General features: G+C 40.9%; 18 protein-coding genes. 9 read left to right on the top strand and 9 right to left on the bottom strand.

What is annotated here, in order from left to right; all coding sequences use genetic code 11:
- The first annotated feature begins 86 nt into the window (after positions 1–86).
- Genes H4J59_RS01605 through dtd form a run of 3 tightly spaced genes read left to right on the top strand, consistent with a single transcriptional unit; the run spans position 87 to position 2418 of the window.
- Complete coding sequence (locus H4J59_RS01605; RefSeq protein WP_182236239.1) at positions 87–965, top strand: virulence factor BrkB family protein; 879 nt, start codon at positions 87–89, stop codon at positions 963–965.
- Positions 966–1005: 40 nt separating this feature from the next.
- On the top strand, positions 1006–1980 hold the full coding sequence (gene pip, locus H4J59_RS01600; RefSeq protein WP_182196252.1) for a prolyl aminopeptidase: 975 nt from the start codon (positions 1006–1008) through the stop codon (positions 1978–1980).
- Positions 1981–2418 (top strand): D-aminoacyl-tRNA deacylase, encoded by a 438-nt coding sequence (gene dtd / locus H4J59_RS01595; RefSeq protein WP_182236237.1) that lies wholly within the window; start codon positions 1981–1983, stop codon positions 2416–2418.
- A gap of 26 nt (positions 2419–2444) precedes the next feature.
- Here dtd and H4J59_RS01590 read toward each other — a convergent pair whose 3' ends face one another.
- Complete coding sequence (locus H4J59_RS01590) at positions 2445–3215, bottom strand: spermidine synthase (protein ID WP_182236235.1); 771 nt, start codon at positions 3213–3215, stop codon at positions 2445–2447.
- A gap of 58 nt (positions 3216–3273) precedes the next feature.
- Between H4J59_RS01590 and H4J59_RS01585 the strand changes: the two genes are divergently transcribed.
- From H4J59_RS01585 to H4J59_RS01570, 4 genes are all read left to right on the top strand, one after another.
- Positions 3274–4170 (top strand): bifunctional GNAT family N-acetyltransferase/hotdog fold thioesterase, encoded by an 897-nt coding sequence (locus H4J59_RS01585; RefSeq protein ID WP_182236233.1) that lies wholly within the window; start codon positions 3274–3276, stop codon positions 4168–4170.
- 107 nt (positions 4171–4277) lie between these two features.
- Positions 4278–4760 carry a nuclear transport factor 2 family protein gene (locus tag H4J59_RS01580; protein WP_182236231.1) on the top strand — a complete coding sequence of 161 codons (483 nt, stop codon included), beginning with the start codon at positions 4278–4280 and terminating at the stop codon, positions 4758–4760.
- A gap of 50 nt (positions 4761–4810) precedes the next feature.
- Entirely contained in the window at positions 4811–5692 is an 882-nt protein-coding gene (locus H4J59_RS01575) for an SDR family NAD(P)-dependent oxidoreductase (RefSeq protein WP_182236229.1), read from the top strand.
- 34 nt (positions 5693–5726) lie between these two features.
- Positions 5727–5996 carry a hypothetical protein gene (locus H4J59_RS01570; protein WP_182236227.1) on the top strand — a complete coding sequence of 90 codons (270 nt, stop codon included), beginning with the start codon at positions 5727–5729 and terminating at the stop codon, positions 5994–5996.
- A gap of 109 nt (positions 5997–6105) precedes the next feature.
- Here the strand turns inward: H4J59_RS01570 and H4J59_RS01565 are convergent, their stop codons facing one another.
- On the bottom strand, positions 6106–9597 hold the full coding sequence (locus H4J59_RS01565; RefSeq protein WP_182236225.1) for a DUF6701 domain-containing protein: 3492 nt from the start codon (positions 9595–9597) through the stop codon (positions 6106–6108).
- Between the two features lie 207 nt (positions 9598–9804).
- Between H4J59_RS01565 and H4J59_RS01560 the strand changes: the two genes are divergently transcribed.
- Complete coding sequence (locus H4J59_RS01560; RefSeq protein ID WP_182236223.1) at positions 9805–10140, top strand: hypothetical protein; 336 nt, start codon at positions 9805–9807, stop codon at positions 10138–10140.
- Between the two features lie 147 nt (positions 10141–10287).
- Here H4J59_RS01560 and hutH read toward each other — a convergent pair whose 3' ends face one another.
- The 3 genes from hutH to hutC form a co-directional block, all read right to left on the bottom strand.
- A complete protein-coding gene (gene hutH / locus H4J59_RS01555) occupies positions 10288–11832 on the bottom strand; it encodes a histidine ammonia-lyase (RefSeq protein WP_220469687.1) in 1545 nt (514 codons plus the stop codon).
- A 101-nt stretch (positions 11833–11933) separates the two neighbouring features.
- A complete protein-coding gene (gene hutU / locus H4J59_RS01550; protein WP_182236221.1) occupies positions 11934–13625 on the bottom strand; it encodes a urocanate hydratase in 1692 nt (563 codons plus the stop codon).
- A gap of 81 nt (positions 13626–13706) precedes the next feature.
- A complete protein-coding gene (hutC, locus tag H4J59_RS01545; protein ID WP_182236219.1) occupies positions 13707–14417 on the bottom strand; it encodes a histidine utilization repressor in 711 nt (236 codons plus the stop codon).
- 247 nt (positions 14418–14664) lie between these two features.
- On the opposite strand from hutC, the gene hutI reads away from it, so the two are divergent.
- Positions 14665–15900, top strand: a complete 1236-nt coding sequence (hutI, locus tag H4J59_RS01540; protein ID WP_182236217.1) for an imidazolonepropionase — start codon at positions 14665–14667, stop codon at positions 15898–15900.
- Between the two features lie 247 nt (positions 15901–16147).
- Here hutI and rraA read toward each other — a convergent pair whose 3' ends face one another.
- The 4 genes from rraA to hslV all read right to left on the bottom strand — a co-directional run bounded on the left by rraA (position 16148) and on the right by hslV (position 19373).
- Positions 16148–16633, bottom strand: a complete 486-nt coding sequence (rraA, locus tag H4J59_RS01535) for a ribonuclease E activity regulator RraA (protein ID WP_182191173.1) — start codon at positions 16631–16633, stop codon at positions 16148–16150.
- Between the two features lie 440 nt (positions 16634–17073).
- Positions 17074–17475 (bottom strand): gamma-butyrobetaine hydroxylase-like domain-containing protein, encoded by a 402-nt coding sequence (locus H4J59_RS01530; protein ID WP_182236215.1) that lies wholly within the window; start codon positions 17473–17475, stop codon positions 17074–17076.
- 27 nt (positions 17476–17502) lie between these two features.
- Positions 17503–18831, bottom strand: coding sequence for an ATP-dependent protease ATPase subunit HslU (gene hslU / locus H4J59_RS01525; RefSeq protein ID WP_182236213.1), 1329 nt, complete (start codon positions 18829–18831; stop codon positions 17503–17505).
- Between the two features lie 23 nt (positions 18832–18854).
- Complete coding sequence (hslV, locus tag H4J59_RS01520) at positions 18855–19373, bottom strand: ATP-dependent protease subunit HslV (RefSeq protein WP_182137461.1); 519 nt, start codon at positions 19371–19373, stop codon at positions 18855–18857.
- Between the last annotated feature and the right edge of the window lie 61 nt (positions 19374–19434).

Raw genomic sequence — 19434 nt, 5'->3', positions numbered from 1 at the left:
CTGAAGGTAAAATTATTGAGATTATGACTACCGTTATTTTAGTCATTGCCTTAAAATAAATGTAATAGCTCTAACTAGTAATTTATATGCACCCAAGAATAGAAGAAATAAAGCAGCATCGTTACGTTAAATCAATATTTGGCTTTTGGTTATTGTTTTTTAACAATTTTCAAAAAGAACGTATTCATGTCACTGCCGGCTATTTATCTTATGTTACCTTGATGTCTTTGGTGCCTTTGATGGTGGTGATGCTATCTGTGATGACCGCTTTCCCTATTTTTTCTGAAATAAGAGAATTGATAGAAAACTTTATCTATCAAAACTTTGTTCCAGCTTCTGGTGATGTTGTGCAAGAGCATATTACTGGCTTTGTCAGCAATGCCTCTAAAATGTCTGCTATAGCCATTACGGCGCTATTTATTTTTGCCATGTTACTCATTTCAGCGATTGATCAATGTTTAAATAAATTATGGCGAGTAAATGAAAAACGTCGAATCATCACTTCATTTTCAATGTATTGGATGGTATTAAGCTTAGGTCCGGTATTGGTGGGTAGTAGTTTGGTCATGACCTCCTATATTCTGTCGTTGGTATCGATAGGGGATTATGATTTATTAGGGCTAAGCAATATTGCTGTGCAGGCTCTGCCGTTAGTCGCTTCAATAGCCGCTTTTTTTATTTTATATATGGTAGTGCCCAATAAGGTTGTTCCTACTAGATTTGCGCTTGCGGGTGCGACCCTAGCCGCGGTCTTATTTGAGATAGCAAAAAAATCTTTTGCAATTTATGTGACACAACTTCCTTCTTATGAGGCTATATATGGTGCGTTATCAAGTATTCCTATTCTATTTTTATGGGTATACTTGAGCTGGTTGGTAGTGCTTGTTGGGGCATTATTTACCGTATCATTAGAAGATTATGACAGCGAAAAAAAGGTAAAATCATCTCAGCAAGCTGCTGATTAAATATAAGTAGACTGAATAGATTATCTATAAGGAGCGGTATATGTCTAGAGTGCTTTTCCCCAATATTGCGGTTTATCAACAACAATGGCTTGACGTTGGAGATGGACATCAACTCTACCTTGAGCAGTCAGGTAACCCCAATGGTATTGCCGTGGTATATCTACATGGTGGCCCTGGCGGCGGAACAAGTAAAGATCATCGCCGATACTTTGATCCCGACAAATACCGTATTATTTTATTCGATCAACGCGGCTGTGGACGCTCTACACCATCGCCCAGTGTTCGCCATAATACCCCCGCGCATTTAGTTGCTGATCTTGAGCTAATCCGTCAACATTTAAGTATTTCACATTGGTTAGTGGCCGGAGGTTCATGGGGCACCACCTTGGCATTGCTTTATGGCATTCAATATCCTGAAACCGTGTTAGGTTTTATTTTAAGAGGCGTTTTCCTTGGCACAACATCTGAATACAACTGGTTGTATGGTCAAGATGGCGCCGCCGGATTTTTTCCTGAATATTACCGAGAATTTACTGAGCAACTTATTGACGTTAAAGCTGATAATATTGTTCAAGGCTATTATGATGTGCTGACGGGAAGCAATGAAATTGCCGCTATTGCCGCCAGTAAAGCTTGGTGCTTATGGGAGCTTAGGTTGTCAACCATTGAGCATCACCCTATTGATATCCATCACATAGAAGATTCACATCAAGCCTTATGTATGGCGAACATATCGAGCCATTATTTTGTCAATAAATGCTTTATTGAGGAGGGCCTGATTTTAGCGTCGATTGAAAAAATTAAAGCGATACCGGCGATTATCTTACATGGTCGCTATGACATGGTTTGCCAATTGCGTAACGCGGATCAGTTGGTGCAAAAATGGCCCAATGCACAATTACAAATATTACCCAAAGCAGGGCATAGCGGTTTTGAATCTCAAACGATTGATGGCTTTTGCAAAGCAACAGACACTATGGCTAATTTTATTGCCGAACGCAGAGAGCGTGATTAAATGATAGCCTTGATGCAAAGAGTATCCGAAGCAAGTGTCAGCGTTGATCATAATGTTGTTGGGGAAATCGAGCAGGGTTTATTGGTGTTTTTAGCGATTGAACCTGCAGATACCCAAGCAAAAGCGAAGCGCTTAGCTGAACGTGTTGCCGGTTACCGAATTTTTGCTGATGATGAGGGTAAAATGAATTTAAATGTTCAGCAAGTCGGTGGTGAAATATTAGTCGTTTCGCAGTTTACCTTAGCGGCGAATACCACAAAAGGAATGCGACCGAGTTTTACCCGTGCAGCACCGCCAAAATTGAGTGCAGCGCTTTATCAATATTTTTGTCAACAATTGCGTGACCTCGGCTTTAGAACTCCGACAGGGGTATTTGGTGCTGACATGCAGGTGCGATTATTAAATGACGGTCCGGTAACCATCAATCTGCAAGGTTAATACAAAATTAATAGCAATAATATTTACTAGTTAGCGCGCATATGATGACTAAAAAACTTTCGCCACCTAAGGTATTGTGTTGCGGGTAGGTAGGATGTTTTTGAACGTTTTTTTAGGTTATCTAGCATCCAATGCCTTGGCAACAAATGAATAATTACATTGAGATAGCGTGGAATATGAAAGTAGATAATATGATGCGAACTTTGTAGTTGCCTTAAAATGGTCAAGCATAAGTTAATTTCTTGATCGTCAAGATCAGGTAAATTCAGTGTTAAACAAGCATCATCTTGTAAGTTATCTATTAGTGCGGTTAATAGCGCAACTCGACTTTGAAAACTATTAGCATGATGTTGATAAACATCACAAATTAACCAATCAGCGGATGACTTTGCTGGACATTGACTTTGTTGCAGCCAAGCTAAGGCTTCGCTATTTTCAATCACTATCTGCTGTTGTTGCGGGTTAAAATAATGTTGAAAGCATTCGATCACCGCTTGAGACAGTTCTATACTTGTGACTTGGACATTGGGCTGTAGCGCACTTAAGAATCGACTCAAGTTTCCGCCACCAAGACCCAACTCTACCACCTGATTTGGTTGAAAAAACAATAAAGGCATTAAAGCCGCGTAGTGATGAGGCAATGTCAGTTTTTCTGGACACCGTAAATGCATAACACTTTGAATAACGTCGTCAAATGCTAACCAGCGATAATGTGCATTTTCACTAATGGTTATTTGGTCTGTGGTGTTACTGAGGTACACTAGTTGACCTTGGTTAACATGTTGGTTAAGTTTCACGTGTTGTTAAATTCCTGAAATAAATATATTTCACTTGCCATAAGATGAACAATAGACGATGTACAAATGCAGAGCGCCAAAAAATCAAGCTGAACTAGCACAATATTATCAACTACGCTGGCAAACGCTTCGCCAGCCATCGCAACAGCCCATGGGTAGCGAAAAAGATGAGCTTGAGGCACAATCATACCATCGGGTCATCGTTGACGATATGGATAACATTGTTGGCGTTGGGCGATTACACAATGCTAGTCAAGCGCAAGCACAAATTCGCTATATGGCGATCAGTGACCCTGTTCGTGGTCAAGGGCTGGGTAAATTACTGATCAGTGAGTTGGAACGGGTTGCAGCAGAAGTTGGGGTGAAATCCATAGCGTTAAATGCGCGCGTTAATGCGATTAGTTTTTATCAGCGACTTGGTTATAGCGATGAAGGATATTCACATACCCTTTTTGGTGACGTAAAGCACAACAAAATGATTAAGAGCATAGCAAGACCCGATAGTCATTTAGCTGAACTTGCCGACAACTTACAGCAACTTTGGCATCAAACTATTCCGCTTAGTAAAGCCATGAATATTAATATTTGCTATTTTGATCAACAAAAACTGCGCACTAATTGTGAGCCAAACTTTAATAAAAATCTTCATAATACGATGTTTGCAGGCAGCATTTATACTTTGGCAACCCTGACTGGTTGGGCTTGGGTGTATCTGGCGTTACAAGCGCAAGCACAGCAAGCTGACATTGTATTAGCGGAAGGAAATATTCGCTATATTGCGCCGCTGCTAGGTGTCGCCTATGCTCAAACGTCGTTAAACCGAGTTACGGGTAGCCTAGAGCCGTTACTAGATGGCAAAAATGCTCGCTTTAATATCGAAGTTGAAGTGTGTTGTGGTGATAAGGTTGTCGCACTTTTTACTGGGGCTTATGTCGCCATGGCAAAACGACCATAACCTGTTGGCTGTGGTACTCAAGGTATTAACCTTGCTCGTATAATACCATTTCTGAGTTATTATTGAGTGAAAATTCAAATTCAAATTCAAATTCAAAGTAGATCAATATGTATAAAGTTTTTGTCGGGTTTATATTTTTCAGCTTCCTTGCCACGGCAACTGTGCCGATAAACAGTGAACTGAATGCGGTATTAGATAGTTTTCATCAAGCGGCAGGCGAAGCTAACGAGGAAAAATATCTTGGCTTATTGGCAGAAGATGCTATTTTTCTGGGTACAGACAGTGCTGAACGCTGGAATAAAAGCGAATTTTCAGCTTTTGTAAAACCCTATTTTAGTCAAGGTAAAGGTTGGTTATATCAGCCAGTTAAACGTCATATAACGCCAACTCAAGCGGGTAATATTTTCTTTTTTGATGAGTTGCTGGAAAATAAAAATTATGGTCTGTGTCGTGGAAGTGGTTTGTTAATTAATACTGAAAATGGATGGAAAATATTACAATACAATTTATCTATTCCGGTGCCAAATGCTATTGCTCTGCAAGTGGTCGCGTCTATTAAGGGTTATCGAGCCGCTACGATTAAAAAATAAAGTCAGCTTAATCATCACTGTCAGTGGTGTAATTTTATGGAGAAATTTTAATGACCAGTGTTAGTATTATCGGCTGTGGTTGGTTAGGGCAGGCGTTAGCGCAACGTTTACTTGCTAGCCATACTAAACTTATTGCCAGCTACCAATCAGCGCAAAGCCATGACAAACTTAAGGCGCTTAATATACCGGCCACTCAGCTTATTTTACCGCTTGTTGATGATGTGATGAGCTGTAAGAAGCTAGATAAGATTGCCAGCGTTGACCCAAGATTATTTCAACAAGATGTGCTGATTATTGCCATACCACCCCAGTTGAAAAAAGGTCGGGTAGATTATCCGTTGAAAATTCAACAGTTAGTGCACCTGGCTGAGCTTGGCAACACTCAACATATTATTTTACTGAATTCGACAGCCATCTATAATGGTTTAGTGGGTAAAGTAGATGAAGCCAGTCAGTTAAATATGAATGCTGAAAAAGTTGCTAGCTTACTGGCAGCAGAGCAAGCGGTTAAAAGCTTCTCTAAACGGGTGCATATTTTAAGGTTAGCGGGATTGGTTGGGCCTGATCGACATCCGGGTAAATTTTTACAAGCAAAGCGTGTTTTTGAAAATGCTAGTGCGACGGTGAACCTAGTTCACCAAACCGATGTAGTGAATATTCTTGAGAGTCTTATTCATCTTATCAGTACTGATAGTACACAAAGCATTTATAATGTGGTCAGTAATACCGATAGTGATCGCCAGGGTTATTATCAGCTAGCCGCGCAAGCCTTAAATTTACCGATACCACAATTTGCCATCGAGCAAGAGCAAAGCCCAAGTAAAAAAATTATCGGTACAGCATTGCGTGATGAATTGGCTTACCGCTATAAGCATGACGACTTATTATCTTGGTTAAAAAAGTCTGCTCCCATCGACTTAGAAAGCGCTTAATCTGTGATTTTGAAAAAATTAAGGTGTAAAAACTATGGCGAATAATGTCATTACTAAAATGCTAAAAGCAATCTATCAATATAAAATGACTTTATTATTTTTTATTTTGTGGGCGCATGTTTCATTGTTGAATTTATTTTATGTTAATTACCGTGGGCCAGTTTTTCTCTGGCAAGAAAATAGTGAATTACGGACTATTCAAACACATTTTTTAATTGCCTTAATCACAACTCTGTTCTTTTTAGCTATCACAAAATTAAGAAAAATAAGCAGCAATAAAGCGTTTAAAAGCAATGGACAATAGCCAATAAAAAACCTCTATTTGCGACAGAACCAAAATTACATCAGGCTGCGCTAAGCAGCTTAGCACTTAAGTGGATGCGCATATTATTTAAGTGTTACACGATTAGGAGCTAATCAAAGACTTCTCCTTGATAAATAATTCTGTCATTACCACGGAATAAACCAAATGCGGCCGTAGCAGTAGGGTTTTCACTAAATGTTTTGGTATCAACGCCATTCCAATTCCAGTCATACTTAAGCCATGAATAAATATCATACTCAATATTTATTGTGCCCTGATTACCTGCCCCTGGAGCTGTTAAAGTTATGGCTCGGGTTTCACCTTCCTCAAGTTGTCCTGTGACGGTATTCACACTGGTTAAATTTTTATCTAATGTACCTGAATTAAGTATGATATTGCTCGCATCATAGGGTGTACAGCTGTCTTGTTCATTGATCACATAACGTCCACTGGCATTTAAATACTCCGTAGACAATTTTTGAGGAAAATTGGCGGTTTCCGGGCCAAAGCTATTTTCGATGAGCGCACGGCCAAAACGCAGGTTAATACCTGTCGTATTCATAATATTGTTTGGGGACTTAATGCCAATACCATCACTATCAACAAAGTTAACTTGATCAATTAAAAAATTAATATCATTGTCTTGTGCAATAACCTCTGAATTTTCATTACGTGGATAAAAAAAGTTATCACTACCAGCTAGCTCATAATGTAATATCCCTGCTTCAAGTGGTGAACCAAAGCTAAGGGTACCAGCGAATAGGTTGGCGGTTAAAGGCAGAAAATTAGTGTCTTTGCCTAAAATAGTAGAGTCTGTTGTAGGTCGTATAATAAAATTAGCCGCAGCAATAAATTTGTTATAACCCGGTTCGGTATAATTTTGTACTGTGACATCTTGAACATTTTTTGCCGTTAGTTTAACAACAGGATTAACAAGATAAGATATTGCCCCTTTGGCAGCATCACTCACCATCACTTGTCCTGTATAGGCAAAAGTCGTATTTTGATTGCAAACGGCAACAAGGGCTCCTTGTTCTACCACCATTTGTTCAAAATAATCAGGGGTAAAACGGCCTATATCAAGACTGTTGGAGGTAATGGTATTGCCTGAAAAGCCATAGTCGAGATCTTGAAGGTCGAGAGATAACAAGCCCACTTCAGCATAAGAGGCACTGTTAGTAGAAGACACTCCTGAACCAAACGCACTTAACGTAACGCTTTGATAATTTGGCGTAAGGTTACTTGATATTGTGCCATTACCATAGTTAAACGTACCATTAACGCCATCTGTCGTTGGACCTGTTCTCGTTAATAACAGTTGAATATCATTAGGAAGATAATTAGCCGTAATGTTGGCCGGTGAAGTGCCAAGAGCATTATAGGCTGTTACGGTAAAATCAAATGCTTGTCCCGCTTTATGTTTTATAGCTGAGCTATTCGAATTACCGTTGATCCCACTGCCACCAGCTGTTGCAGTAACGACTAATTTTTCAGGACTGACCCAAAAAGCATTACTATTGCCAACTAAGTTAACACCGACGTTATCATCAACTCCAGTGTATTTAGCATACAAACGAATTTGTCCTGCATCTAAATAAACTGGCGTTGGGATGGTTGCTTTGCTCTCATCACCAAAATTCAGTGTTATGATTGGAGTATAAGTGGGATATTTATCAATACTTGTACCTGAAGTGCCATTGACTTTAAAATTTAATCCCGTTGTTCCGCTAGGTGCAATATTTTGTTGCGACAACTCTACATCGACATTATCCGAGAATAAGCCGGTACAAACCCCATTCACATTCTCTACTGCTTGCAGTTTTATGATATCCGCAAAGTTATTGCCACTTATTTGATTGCCGATAGACGTTGTTTCAGCAGCGCCATATAAAAATCTGAAGCCTGCATCAGCAAATATCACATCACAACTTGTGGAGTCACCATTTTTACATTCATAGGTTTGATCTAAACTTAACGTTGCCGGCGTGCTTGTATTGGTATAAGAAAAGCTAGCATCAGTAGTGCCTCCAACAACAGTTACCGTTTGATCAACTGTGCCATTAATTGATAACTCCACGGCAATAGCATCAGTGTATAAAGTAGAACACGTCGTATTAGCGCAAGCCTTGACTGTCACGCTTTCGGGAGCACAGGTTAACCCTTGGCCATCATGCTCGATTTGTATGTGATCAAACAAGCCATTTGTATTTAAAGACGTAGAAGTAACGCATTGTGGATTGTTATAAATTACAGCGGTATTAGTATTAACTGCTCCGAATGTAGAAAGTTGTCTACCCGCCATAAATACACCACCTCCTGAGTTACTGGCTCCACCATGAGACATAAATGTTCCTTGTACTTCAGAAGAAGCACCTATGTTAACGGCACCAGTGGTAACTCCGGCTCCTCCAAGCCAAAAAACATTACATCGCTTTGCTCCATTAACTAAAATAACTTTCGATGCTGCCGCTACATTAAAGGCCCCAGCAAACCTAAAAACAAATACTGCATTGGGATCACCGGCCGCATCAAGAATAACAACGCCGGCCAAGGACCCAGCTCCTGGTATATGGTAAACCCCAGGAGCAAGTGTTTCGTTATTAAAAGCTGCAGCATGCGTCACCGAAGGTGTCATAAGCATAAGCGCGCTATAAGCGTCATCTAAATCTGATGCCGCTTGTGCTGTTAGAGCATTTGCAATCTCCTCAGTTCCGATAATAATTCCTCCGTAACCAGTTACAGCTCCCGCATTGGTACCAATTTTTCCAATAATGCCAGTTATACCGGTATTTGCTACATTGCCGGCACTAGAAAAAAGTGTAAAGTCTGAAAGAACGCCTAAAATATCAACAGCGGGAGCAGGGGTACAGTCTGCTTCACAGAATATTTGAATGGTGCTAGGATCAGGAGGAGGAGTGGCACTAGAACCAATTCCCATAGTTATTGCACCAGCCATGGAAAGCATTCTTCCTTCAAGAGCAACATCTGCGCCTAGTCCAACAGCACCGGCCTTTGAAAATAGAGTTCCTTTTACGTCAGCACCAGCCGCAACAGAAATAGCTCCGCTAATAAGCCAAAAAACATTAGAAGATTTCGTTCCATTAGTTAAACTAACCGTTGCACCAGCGCCTACTGTGAATGCTCCGTTCATTTTTATTACAAAGACAGCATTAGGATCTCCTCCGCCATCAAGAGTAAGGGCTCCTCCCACAGACCCAGCGCCACCTATGGCATAAACTCCTGGGACAAGCGTTTCTCCACTTCCAAAAGCGGGAGCATGAGCGGGAAAATCAGTAAAAAGAGCGTTAAGATGAATGTACAACCTCAATAAATCGAAGCGAGCCTGATCAGTTACAGCATCGGCATTGTAGGTGTTACCGGTATAAGGTGGCGAAGGAAATCCGCTAATAATTCCTAAATGGGTGCCAACATCACCGGTAACAGTTCCACCTGAATTTGTCACCCCTCCGCTTGCGGTATAAGCTTCAAAAGATTCAAGTATTCCTAAATTAACTGTGCTATTGGGAGTTTGGCTAAAACTTATATTTGATAGTAATAATAGTGCTGTAGTTGTTAAACTTAAAAGTAATTTTTTATTCATAATTACACTGCTGTCTCGTTAACGATAAATAAGTAGGTACCCCCCCATTATTAATGGAGATCAATAGTAGAACTTTTTCTCTGTGTTAATTTCAATTTCTGAATTGGGGTGAACCCACCGATTCCCATATTAGGTCGTTCGTTATTATAAGTCCATAACCACGGTTATGACGCTGCTGCAAAAGTAGTTATTCTGGGAAACCTTTTAATGGACTTATCTCTTACATTAGATGATATAGATAGTGTAGGTATTAGCCATAGCACAAATAATGATATTTCTAACGCCACTTATTTAAATAAGCATTGGAAACTCATTGCAAGAGTGGAAAAGCATAACGATGGGTGCTACGCATCAGTTAAGCCTGAGATGATATCGAGTGAACATCCATTAGCATCCATTAAAGACGCAACAAATGCTATTACCTATTCAACAGAATTACTAGGTAATATTACCTTAATTGGTCCAGGTGCTGGACGCTTGGAAACAGGATACGCTGTTATCGAAGATATACTTTCAAGACATAAAAAATCACTAATGCGCTAATATTATTTACATAATGATATTGACATATTTAGGTTCTTTTCTTCTCATAATCAATTGACTAAGATCGCAACATACCCTTCATCCTGAACATAAAAAAGCCAAACATGGATGTTTGGCTTGATTCAGTTAACTTAAATTTAACTGGAACTAGAAGCTAGGTAATAAGGCTTCAGGCATGAAATTGTTGAACTCACCTTCAGCAATAATCGACGATGCGTCAGCAATATCTGGCGCAAAGTATCTGTCTTTATCATAAAAACTGACAACTTGGCGTAAAATTGATTTAGCCAATTCAACATTTTTAGAACCTTTTAATGGCGCTCTAAAATCTAGACCTTGTGCCGCCGCCAAGTATTCAACAGCTAACACACCGTTAGTATTTTCAGCCATATCAGCAAGACGACGGCCAGCAAAGCAAGCCATAGAGACGTGATCTTCTTGGTTTGCTGAAGTGGGTAAGCTATCAACAGAGGCTGGATGGGCTAATGATTTATTTTCTGAGGCTAAAGCGGCAGAGGTGACTTGTGCAATCATAAAACCAGAGTTTATCCCACCATTATCGACTAAAAATGCCGGTAATTTACTGAGGTTTGCATCGATTAATAACGCCATTCTACGCTCTGATATCGAACCCATTTCGGCAATCGCTAAGGCTAAGTTATCTGCTGCCATAGCAACAGGTTCGGCATGGAAGTTACCCGCAGAGATAAAGTCACCTTCGTTGGCGAAAACTAACGGGTTATCGGTCACACCGTTAGCTTCAACATGAAGTACTTCAGCCGCTTGGCGAATTTGTGTTAAACATGCGCCCATCACTTGTGGCTGACAACGCAGTGAGTAAGGGTCTTGCACTTTTTCACAATCAAGGTGCGAAGAACCTATAGCTGAGTTGTGGTCTAAGATGTGACGGTATGCGCGAGCGGCATCGATTTGTCCGCGTTGACCACGAGCTTGATGTACGCGATCATCAAAAGGGGCGCGAGAACCCATGGCCGCTTCAACGGACATAGAGCCAATAACAACACCAGCAGCAAATAAGTCTTCCGCGTGAAATAAGCCTTCTAATGAAAATGCCGTTGACGCTTGTGTGCCATTGAGTAGTGCTAAACCTTCTTTTGCTGCTAAGGTCATGATCTCAAGACCGGCTATTTTTAAGCCTTCAACCGCTGAAATAACTTCATCGTTATGCGACATTTCGCCTTCACCCAATAAGGGTAATACCATATGAGAAAGTGGCGCTAAATCACCAGAAGCACCAACAGAGCCTTTTTTAGGTACACATGGATAGACTTCTGCGTTTAATAGGGTAATTAATGCTTGAATAACTTCTAAGCGAATACCAGAAAAACCGCGTGATAAGGAGTTGATTTTCAATACCATCATTAAACGAACAGTGGCATCATCCATGTACTCGCCAAAGCCGGCAGAGTGAGACAATACAATTGAGCGCTGTAATAATTCTAATTGGTCATTTTGGATACGGGTACTGGCAAGTAAACCAAAGCCGGTATTAATACCGTAAACCACGCGATCTTCCGCGATAACTTTTTGCACCGCTTCAGCACTTTTGTTAATAGCTTCAAAGGCACTTTCATCTAAGCTAAATTGTATGCCTTCATACTTGGTTACGGCGCGTAATTGTTTTAGCGTAATCTGGCCTGGAATAATATTTAATGTGTTCATTACTGACATGTTATCTGTCCTATTTTTAAATTTTTATGAATTCAATGAAAATTGCACCAAGATCATCGTTAAAAAAGGTGCAATTATGCGTTAAGCTAAACAGGTTGTTACTAAACCTTGCCGTTAGCACCATCAATCATAGGCAGGTCTAGGCCTTGTTCTTTTGCACAATCAATTGCAATGTCGTAACCGGCATCGGCATGACGCATAACACCGGTAGCAGGGTCGTTCCATAATACACGGCTAATGCGTTTTGCCGCGGCATCAGTACCATCAGCGACAATAACCACACCAGAATGCTGACTAAAGCCCATGCCTACGCCACCACCGTGATGTAGGCTAACCCAAGTAGCGCCGCCTGAAGTTGACAACAAGGCATTAAGTAGCGGCCAATCAGATACGGCGTCAGAGCCATCAAGCATGCTTTCAGTTTCACGATTTGGTGAAGCAACTGAGCCAGAGTCTAAGTGATCGCGGCCAATAACAACGGGTGCTGATAATTCGCCAGTTTTTACCATTTCGTTAAAGGCTAATGCTAAGCGAGCACGGTCTTTTAAACCGGCCCAACAAATACGGGCAGGTAAGCCTTGAAAAGCAATACGTTCACGCGCCATATCTAACCAGTTATGTAAGTGTGGATTGTCTGGAATAAGCTCTTTTACTTTGGCGTCAGTTTTATAGATATCTTCTGGATCACCCGATAATGCTACCCAGCGAAAGGGTCCAATGCCTTCACAAAATAGCGGCCTAACATAAGCCGGGACAAAGCCAGGAAAATTAAAGGCATTTTTAACGCCTTCTTCCAGGGCCATTTGACGAATGTTGTTACCGTAATCTGTGGTAGCAGCGCCAGCCGCTTGTAAATCAAGCATGGCTTGTACTTGCAAAGCCATTGAATGTTTAGCGGCTTTTACAACGCCAGCTTCGTCTTCAAGCCGCATTTTTGCCGCTTGCGCCATGCTCCAGCCTTGGGGTAAATACCCGTTGAGCGGATCATGTGCTGAGGTTTGGTCCGTTACTATGTCGGGGGTAACACCACGTTGTACTAATTCAGGGAAAATATCAGCGGTATTACCTAATAAGCCGACAGAGATCGCTTCGCCTTTTGCTGTGGCATCATTGATCATCGCTAATGCTTCATCTAACGAGGTGGCTTTTTTATCGACGTAGCGGGTCTTTAGGCGAAAATCGATACGAGACTCATCACATTCAACAACTAATGCAGAAAAGCCCGCCATAGTTGCTGCCAGTGGTTGAGCGCCACCCATGCCACCTAAACCACCGGTAAGTACCCATTTACCTTTAGCGTTTCCAGCAAAGTGCTGTTTTGCCATGGCGACAAAAGTCTCATAAGTGCCTTGCACTATGCCTTGCGAGCCAATGTAAATCCATGAACCTGCGGTCATTTGGCCGTACATCATTAAACCTTGTTTATCTAACTCATTAAAATGCTCCCAGTTTGCCCAGTGCGGCACTAAGTTTGAGTTAGCAATTAATACGCGTGGAGCATCGGCGTGAGTTTTAAAAACGCCAACTGGCTTACCAGATTGCACCATCAAGGTTTCGTCATCTTCTAGGCGATCCAATGTTTCTACAATTTTGTCGTAACATGCCCAGTTACGTGCAGCACGGCCGATACCACCATAAACCACTAATGACTGTGGGTGTTCGGCAACTTCTTCATCTAAATTATTCATTAGCATGCGTTTTGCCGCTTCAGTTAACCAGCTTTTTGCGGTTATTTTACTGCCACGTGCGGCACGAATTTTACGGCTAGTGTCGATTCTATTATTTATTGTCATGGTGGACCTCTACAAATGTAACTTGTTGGCTAAAATGAGAACTTTTCTCGCTTCAATATGCGTAAATTAAAGATACGTAAATTAAAAAATTAAATGACTGCCTAAGCGGTATTTATTTCCTGGTGAGGTTAAAGTGGCTAAACTCACCACACCTTGGCTTGACCAGGTGCGACGTTTAACCTGTAAACATGGGGTAATATGGCTAATTGCTAATAAACGGCCAATATCTTCACTGGCTAATACGGCTTCCACCTCATGTGTTGCTTCGGTCAATGGTGCTTCGGATGATAAATATGCATGTGGCGTAATTTGCGTAAAGTCTTGTTCAAGATAATTAGCCACTAATTTTGGATTAACAAAGCGTTGCTCTAATTGTATGGGGGCATTATTTTCAAAATGCAGCACGCTTGAGTAATAGGCGATATCACCGGCTTTAAGGGCTAATAAAACCGCCACTTCTTCGTTGACTTTAACGGCCTTTAAGATAAGTTGTTGAGCATGATATTGATGACCACGCTCTTGTATTTCATCGGCTATATTGCGAATTTCTAGTAATGAAGACTGTGACTTAAAGTTTGCGACAAAAGTACCAGAGCCTTGAGAACGCACCAATAAACCTTGCTCAGTAAGCTCTTGTAAAGCACGGCGAGCGGTCATTCTACTGACCGAAAACTGCTCGGCAAGCTCATTTTCTGATGGGACTTTACTGTGTTCAAGCCACTGGCCAGATTCTATTTTTTCACAGATGTGCTGTTTGATAACACGGTACTTTGCGGTTTTTACTTGTGTCATTGTCATACCTAATACGGGATAATGTGCAGAGTAAACTCTAACTTGTATATACAATCTCATTTTTTCTCGGCAAGGTCAAGAGTTGTATATACAAGCTTGCTTGTTAATTTGCTATCAGTTAAAGTGAAATTATAAATAAACGCTAAGTTTTGTTGGGTCATATTGATATGCCATAAGTCATGGCACTTTGAAAAGTAACCTAAAAGTAGCATTAAGGTTAGCGGTAAATAAGCAATTTGGAATTTTTATGTCGACGAAAACACAACACTGGCAAACCCTTTGGACTCATGTCAATTTAGCCACTATGACCGATGGAGCAAAAACTTACGCCACGATTGAAAATGGCGCTATAGCGATTGCGAATGGAAAAATTGCTTGGCTGGGCACAACCGCTGAACTGCCTGACTTTGATACGGCTAGGGTAAAGGTAATTGACGGCAAGGGGGCTTGGTTAACGCCAGGCTTTATCGATTGTCATAGCCATATTGTTTATGGCGGCAACCGCGCGAATGAATTTGAAATGCGCCTTGAAGGTAAGGGTTATGAAGAAATTGCCAAGGCTGGCGGTGGTATTATTTCAACAGTTAAAGCAACCCGTGCTGCTAGCGAAGATGAGTTATTTAACCGTGCATTAAAACGTTTAACGGTTTTACATCAAGAAGGTGTTACTAGCATCGAAATTAAATCGGGTTATGGTTTAGACACGGATACTGAAATTAAAATGCTCAATGTCGCTACTAAATTAGGGCAAACATTACCGGTGACAGTACAAAGAACATTTTTAGGTGCGCATGCGCTACCTGTTGAATATCAAGGTCGTGCGGATGAGTATATTGATTTGGTCTGTAAAGAGATGATACCGCACATGGCAAAAAGTAAACTAGCAGATGCAGTTGATGTGTTTTGTGAAGGTATTGGTTTTAATTTAGCGCAAACCGAAAAAGTGTTTGCGGCAGCCAAGGCGCATAATTTACCGATAAAAGTACATGCCGAACAGTTGTCTAACCTTGGTGGCACTAAGTTAGCAGCAAAATACCAAGCGCTATCGGCTGATCATATTGAATTTTTAGACGAAGCCGGTATTGCAGCCATGAAAATGGCCGATATGACCGCGGTATTATTGCCAGGTGCATTTTACTTCTTACGTGAAACCCAGTTACCCCCGATTGAGCTATTACGTAAACACGGTGTGAGTATGGCTATTGCTACCGATGTCAATCCAGGTTCGTCGCCGATTAACTCACTGCAGCTAATGCTCAATATGGCTTGTACATTTTTTAGGTTAACGCCGGTTGAAGTTCTTGCGGGTGTGACCTGTCACGGTGCTAAAGCGCTAGGCTTGTCGAGCAGTAAAGGGCAGTTAGCCGTTGGTTATGATGCGGATATTGCTTGTTGGGATATTAATCAGCCGGCTGAATTATGTTATCAGTTTGGTGTGAATCCACTTACTCATCTCATGAAGGCCGGGGAAATAGTGATTTAGTCTAGGCTGATGTAACTTGAAGTGGCATGGGTAATTATAACAGCTAGTGATTACTCAGCCTTATTTAGTCGATGTAACAGGTATATTATATAATCGTAATCGACAAAACCTTGATGACGACAGATAAGGCGTTTGCTCAAAGCCAGCGCTATAGCAAATATTGCCATACGGTTTAAGTATGGCAAGCCGCATTATCAATATTATTGACACATTCAAATTAGATCAAACCAGGCTTAAATAGGCTTAACTAGTCAATATCTAAGGGGTCAGGCGATAAAATAACACCGGTATTATCGGCATAAATATGATCATCAGGTAAAAAGGTTACGCCGGCAAAGTTTATTGCCAAGTCGCTTTCGCCAATCTTGCTGGTGCTGGCACCAACGGGGATCGACAATAAACCTTGTATGCCAATATCAATATCTTCTAAGGCGTCAACGTCTCGTACGCTACCAAAACAAATAATGCCTTCCCAATTATTTTTTGCTGCTTGTTCAGCAATACTAATATTAATCAGTGCGCGACGTGTTGAGCCACCGCCGTCAATAACCAAGACCTTGCCGGTACCGTCAGTGTCGGCTAGCTCGGCAATTAAGCCATTATTCTCAAAGCACTTTACCGTAACAACTTTACCGCCAAAAGAACTTCTGCCACCATAATTACTAAATAAGGGTTCAAGTACATCGATTAAATCAGTGTATATATCACACAGCTCTGAGGTGTTGTATTCCATAGTAAGTTTTTCCTAGGTCGCGTTTCTTATTAACTAGTATAACGGTTGAATACACAGGCACAACCGCTAAGCCGCTATAGATGCTAAATAAAGCTAGCGAAAGCATAAATAAAAAGTATGACTTAATCATTGTTATTAGCTTTTAATAAGCGTTATATTTATGTTTTTTGGGGGCAGCATCTCGTGCTTGATTTTTCTCCAGAAACTCTCATAGCGCCAAAAATAGGTGGATTATTGTCAAATCTGAGTAAATCGGTTTTAGTTAATAGCTAATGATGTTGCTTAAGGGGGGTTATCAGTAAGGTTATTGCCTTAGTAAGGTGATAAGGCAAGGGGCGTTTACTCGGTATCTAAAGCGTAAAAGATTTCAGTTAACATTTTTAAATTTAAAATCAGTGACGCTTTACTGTGCTGGCTGGTATTACAGTGCTTAAGAGTTATTACTTAACTTCTTTAATTTCTATCGATGCTTCTCGGCTATTTACCGTTGAGCCTGTACTTTGTAGGTAATTTTGCCAACGCTGTTGATATTCCGCGCCGAGTGTTTTTAAGTAATCACTATTATAAATACTGCTATGTTCATCATCAAAAATTAATCGGTAGCCATGTTTGCCCACCGATTCAATTTTTAGCAGACGTACCTGCTTTTTATGATAAACCTTTGGCGCTGAACCTGCAGCCTGACCTTTGTCTGTGGTTGGAGCAAACACACGTAAATATTCGAATTTTAAATCAATCACTTCGCTGTTTTGTTGTTCAATATCTTCAAGTTCAGTCCTACCAAAAGAAACCGATAAACTCGCTGTAGCATTATTGATCACAAAGCGCTTAATTATACTCATGTATTACTCCTAACCGTATTTTATCTATTATAAAATAAAGCGACTTAGATCTTCATCTTTAATCAGATCAGATAAAATATTAGCAACAAATTCAGCATCGATTAGAATGCTTTCTCCAGCGCGATCATTGGCGGTAAACGAAAGCTCTTCGATTAAGCGTTCCATCATGGTATGTAAACGCCGGGCACCAATATTTTCAGTACTTTCGTTAACTTGCCACGCGGCATTAGCAACCGCTTTAATGCCATCTTCACTAAATGAAATATGCACGCCTTCAGTCGCTAACAAGGCAATATATTGCTCTGTTAAAGAGGCATTAGGCTCAGTGAGTATGCGCACAAAGTCTTCAGCGGTGAGCGGTTTTAACTCAACACGGATCGGTAGTCGACCTTGTAATTCTGGAATTAAATCAGAGGGCTTTGACATTTGAAAAGCGCCAGAAGCAATAAATAAGATATGGTCAGTTTTAACCATGCCGTGTTTAGTGCTAACGGTAGAACCTTCAATTAATGGTAACAAGTCTCGTTGTACACCTTCTCTTGATACGTCAGGGCCTGAGCTTTCACCGCGCTTGCAAATTTTGTCTATTTCATCAATAAAGACAATACCGTTTTGCTCAACCGCGTATATTGCTTTTTCTTTGATGTCGTCTTGATTAACTATTTTCGCCGCTTCTTCTTCTTGCAAGGCTTTGAAAGCATCTTTAATTTTCAGTTTACGTTTGTTGGTTTTATCACTCGACATGTTTTGGAACATGTTTTGTAATTGTGAAGTCATGTCTTCCATGCCAGGAGGTGCCATAATTTCAACGCCAACTTGCGGTGCGGCTAAGTCGAGTTCAATTTCTTTATCATCGAGTTGGCCTTCGCGTAATTTTTTACGAAAGGCTTGACGAGTTGGACTGTTTTCTGATTGTTCGTCGTTGCCTGAACTGTCGCGAGCTGGCGGCAGTAATATATCTAAAATACGTTCTTCAGCAGCTTCTTCGGCTAAGTGTTTTACACGTGCCATTTCCCGCTCTTTGGTCATCTTAATGGCCATATCAGCAAGATCACGAATAATAGTTTCGACTTCTTTACCGACATAACCGACTTCGGTAAATTTAGTTGCTTCCACTTTAATAAAGGGAGCATTGGCTAGTTTTGCTAAGCGTCGAGCTATTTCTGTTTTACCGACACCTGTGGGGCCAATCATCAGAATGTTTTTAGGGGTAACTTCATCGCGCAACTCTTCGTTCAGTTGCATTCTACGCCAGCGGTTTCTCAGCGCTATTGCAACCGCTCGTTTGGCATCGCTTTGACCAACAATGTGGTTATCAAGTTCGTGAACTATCTCACGTGGTGTCATATTCGACATATTAATTCCTTACAAATTGGCGGTTATAGTTCATCAATCACATGTTGTTGATTAGTAAATACACAAATGTCACCAGCAATTTTTAATGATTTTTCAACGATTTCTTTGGCAGAAAGCTCGGTGTTTTCAAGTAATGCTGTGGCCGCTGATTGGGCAAAATTTCCACCGCTACCAATAGCAATGAGATCGTTTTCTGCTTGGATAACATCACCATTACCGGTAATGATGAGTGAGGCTGTTTCATCAGCAACCGCTAATAAAGCTTCTAGTTTGCGCAGCGCACGATCACTGCGCCAATCTTTTGCTAGTTCAACGGCCGCTTTAGTTAAATGACCTTGATGCATTTCTAGCTTGCTTTCAAAACGTTCAAATAGGGTAAATGCATCAGCTGTGCCGCCAGCAAAACCTGCAAGTACTTTGCCATTATATAAACGGCGCACTTTGCGTGCATTACCTTTCATTACAGTGTTGCCAAGGGAAACTTGACCATCACCACCAATGGCCACTTTGCCATTACGTCGGACAGAAACAATAGTAGTCACAATTAACCTCTTCCATTTTGCCAACTGAGATAGTCGGCTTGTCTAATGTAGATTAGATAAG

The sequence above is a fragment of the Colwellia sp. MB02u-10 genome (assembly GCF_014077185.1).
Lineage (GTDB): Bacteria > Pseudomonadota > Gammaproteobacteria > Enterobacterales > Alteromonadaceae > Cognaticolwellia.
The sequence above is the reverse complement of the archived record's forward strand: the minus strand, read 5'-3'. Positions and strand labels throughout refer to the sequence as shown.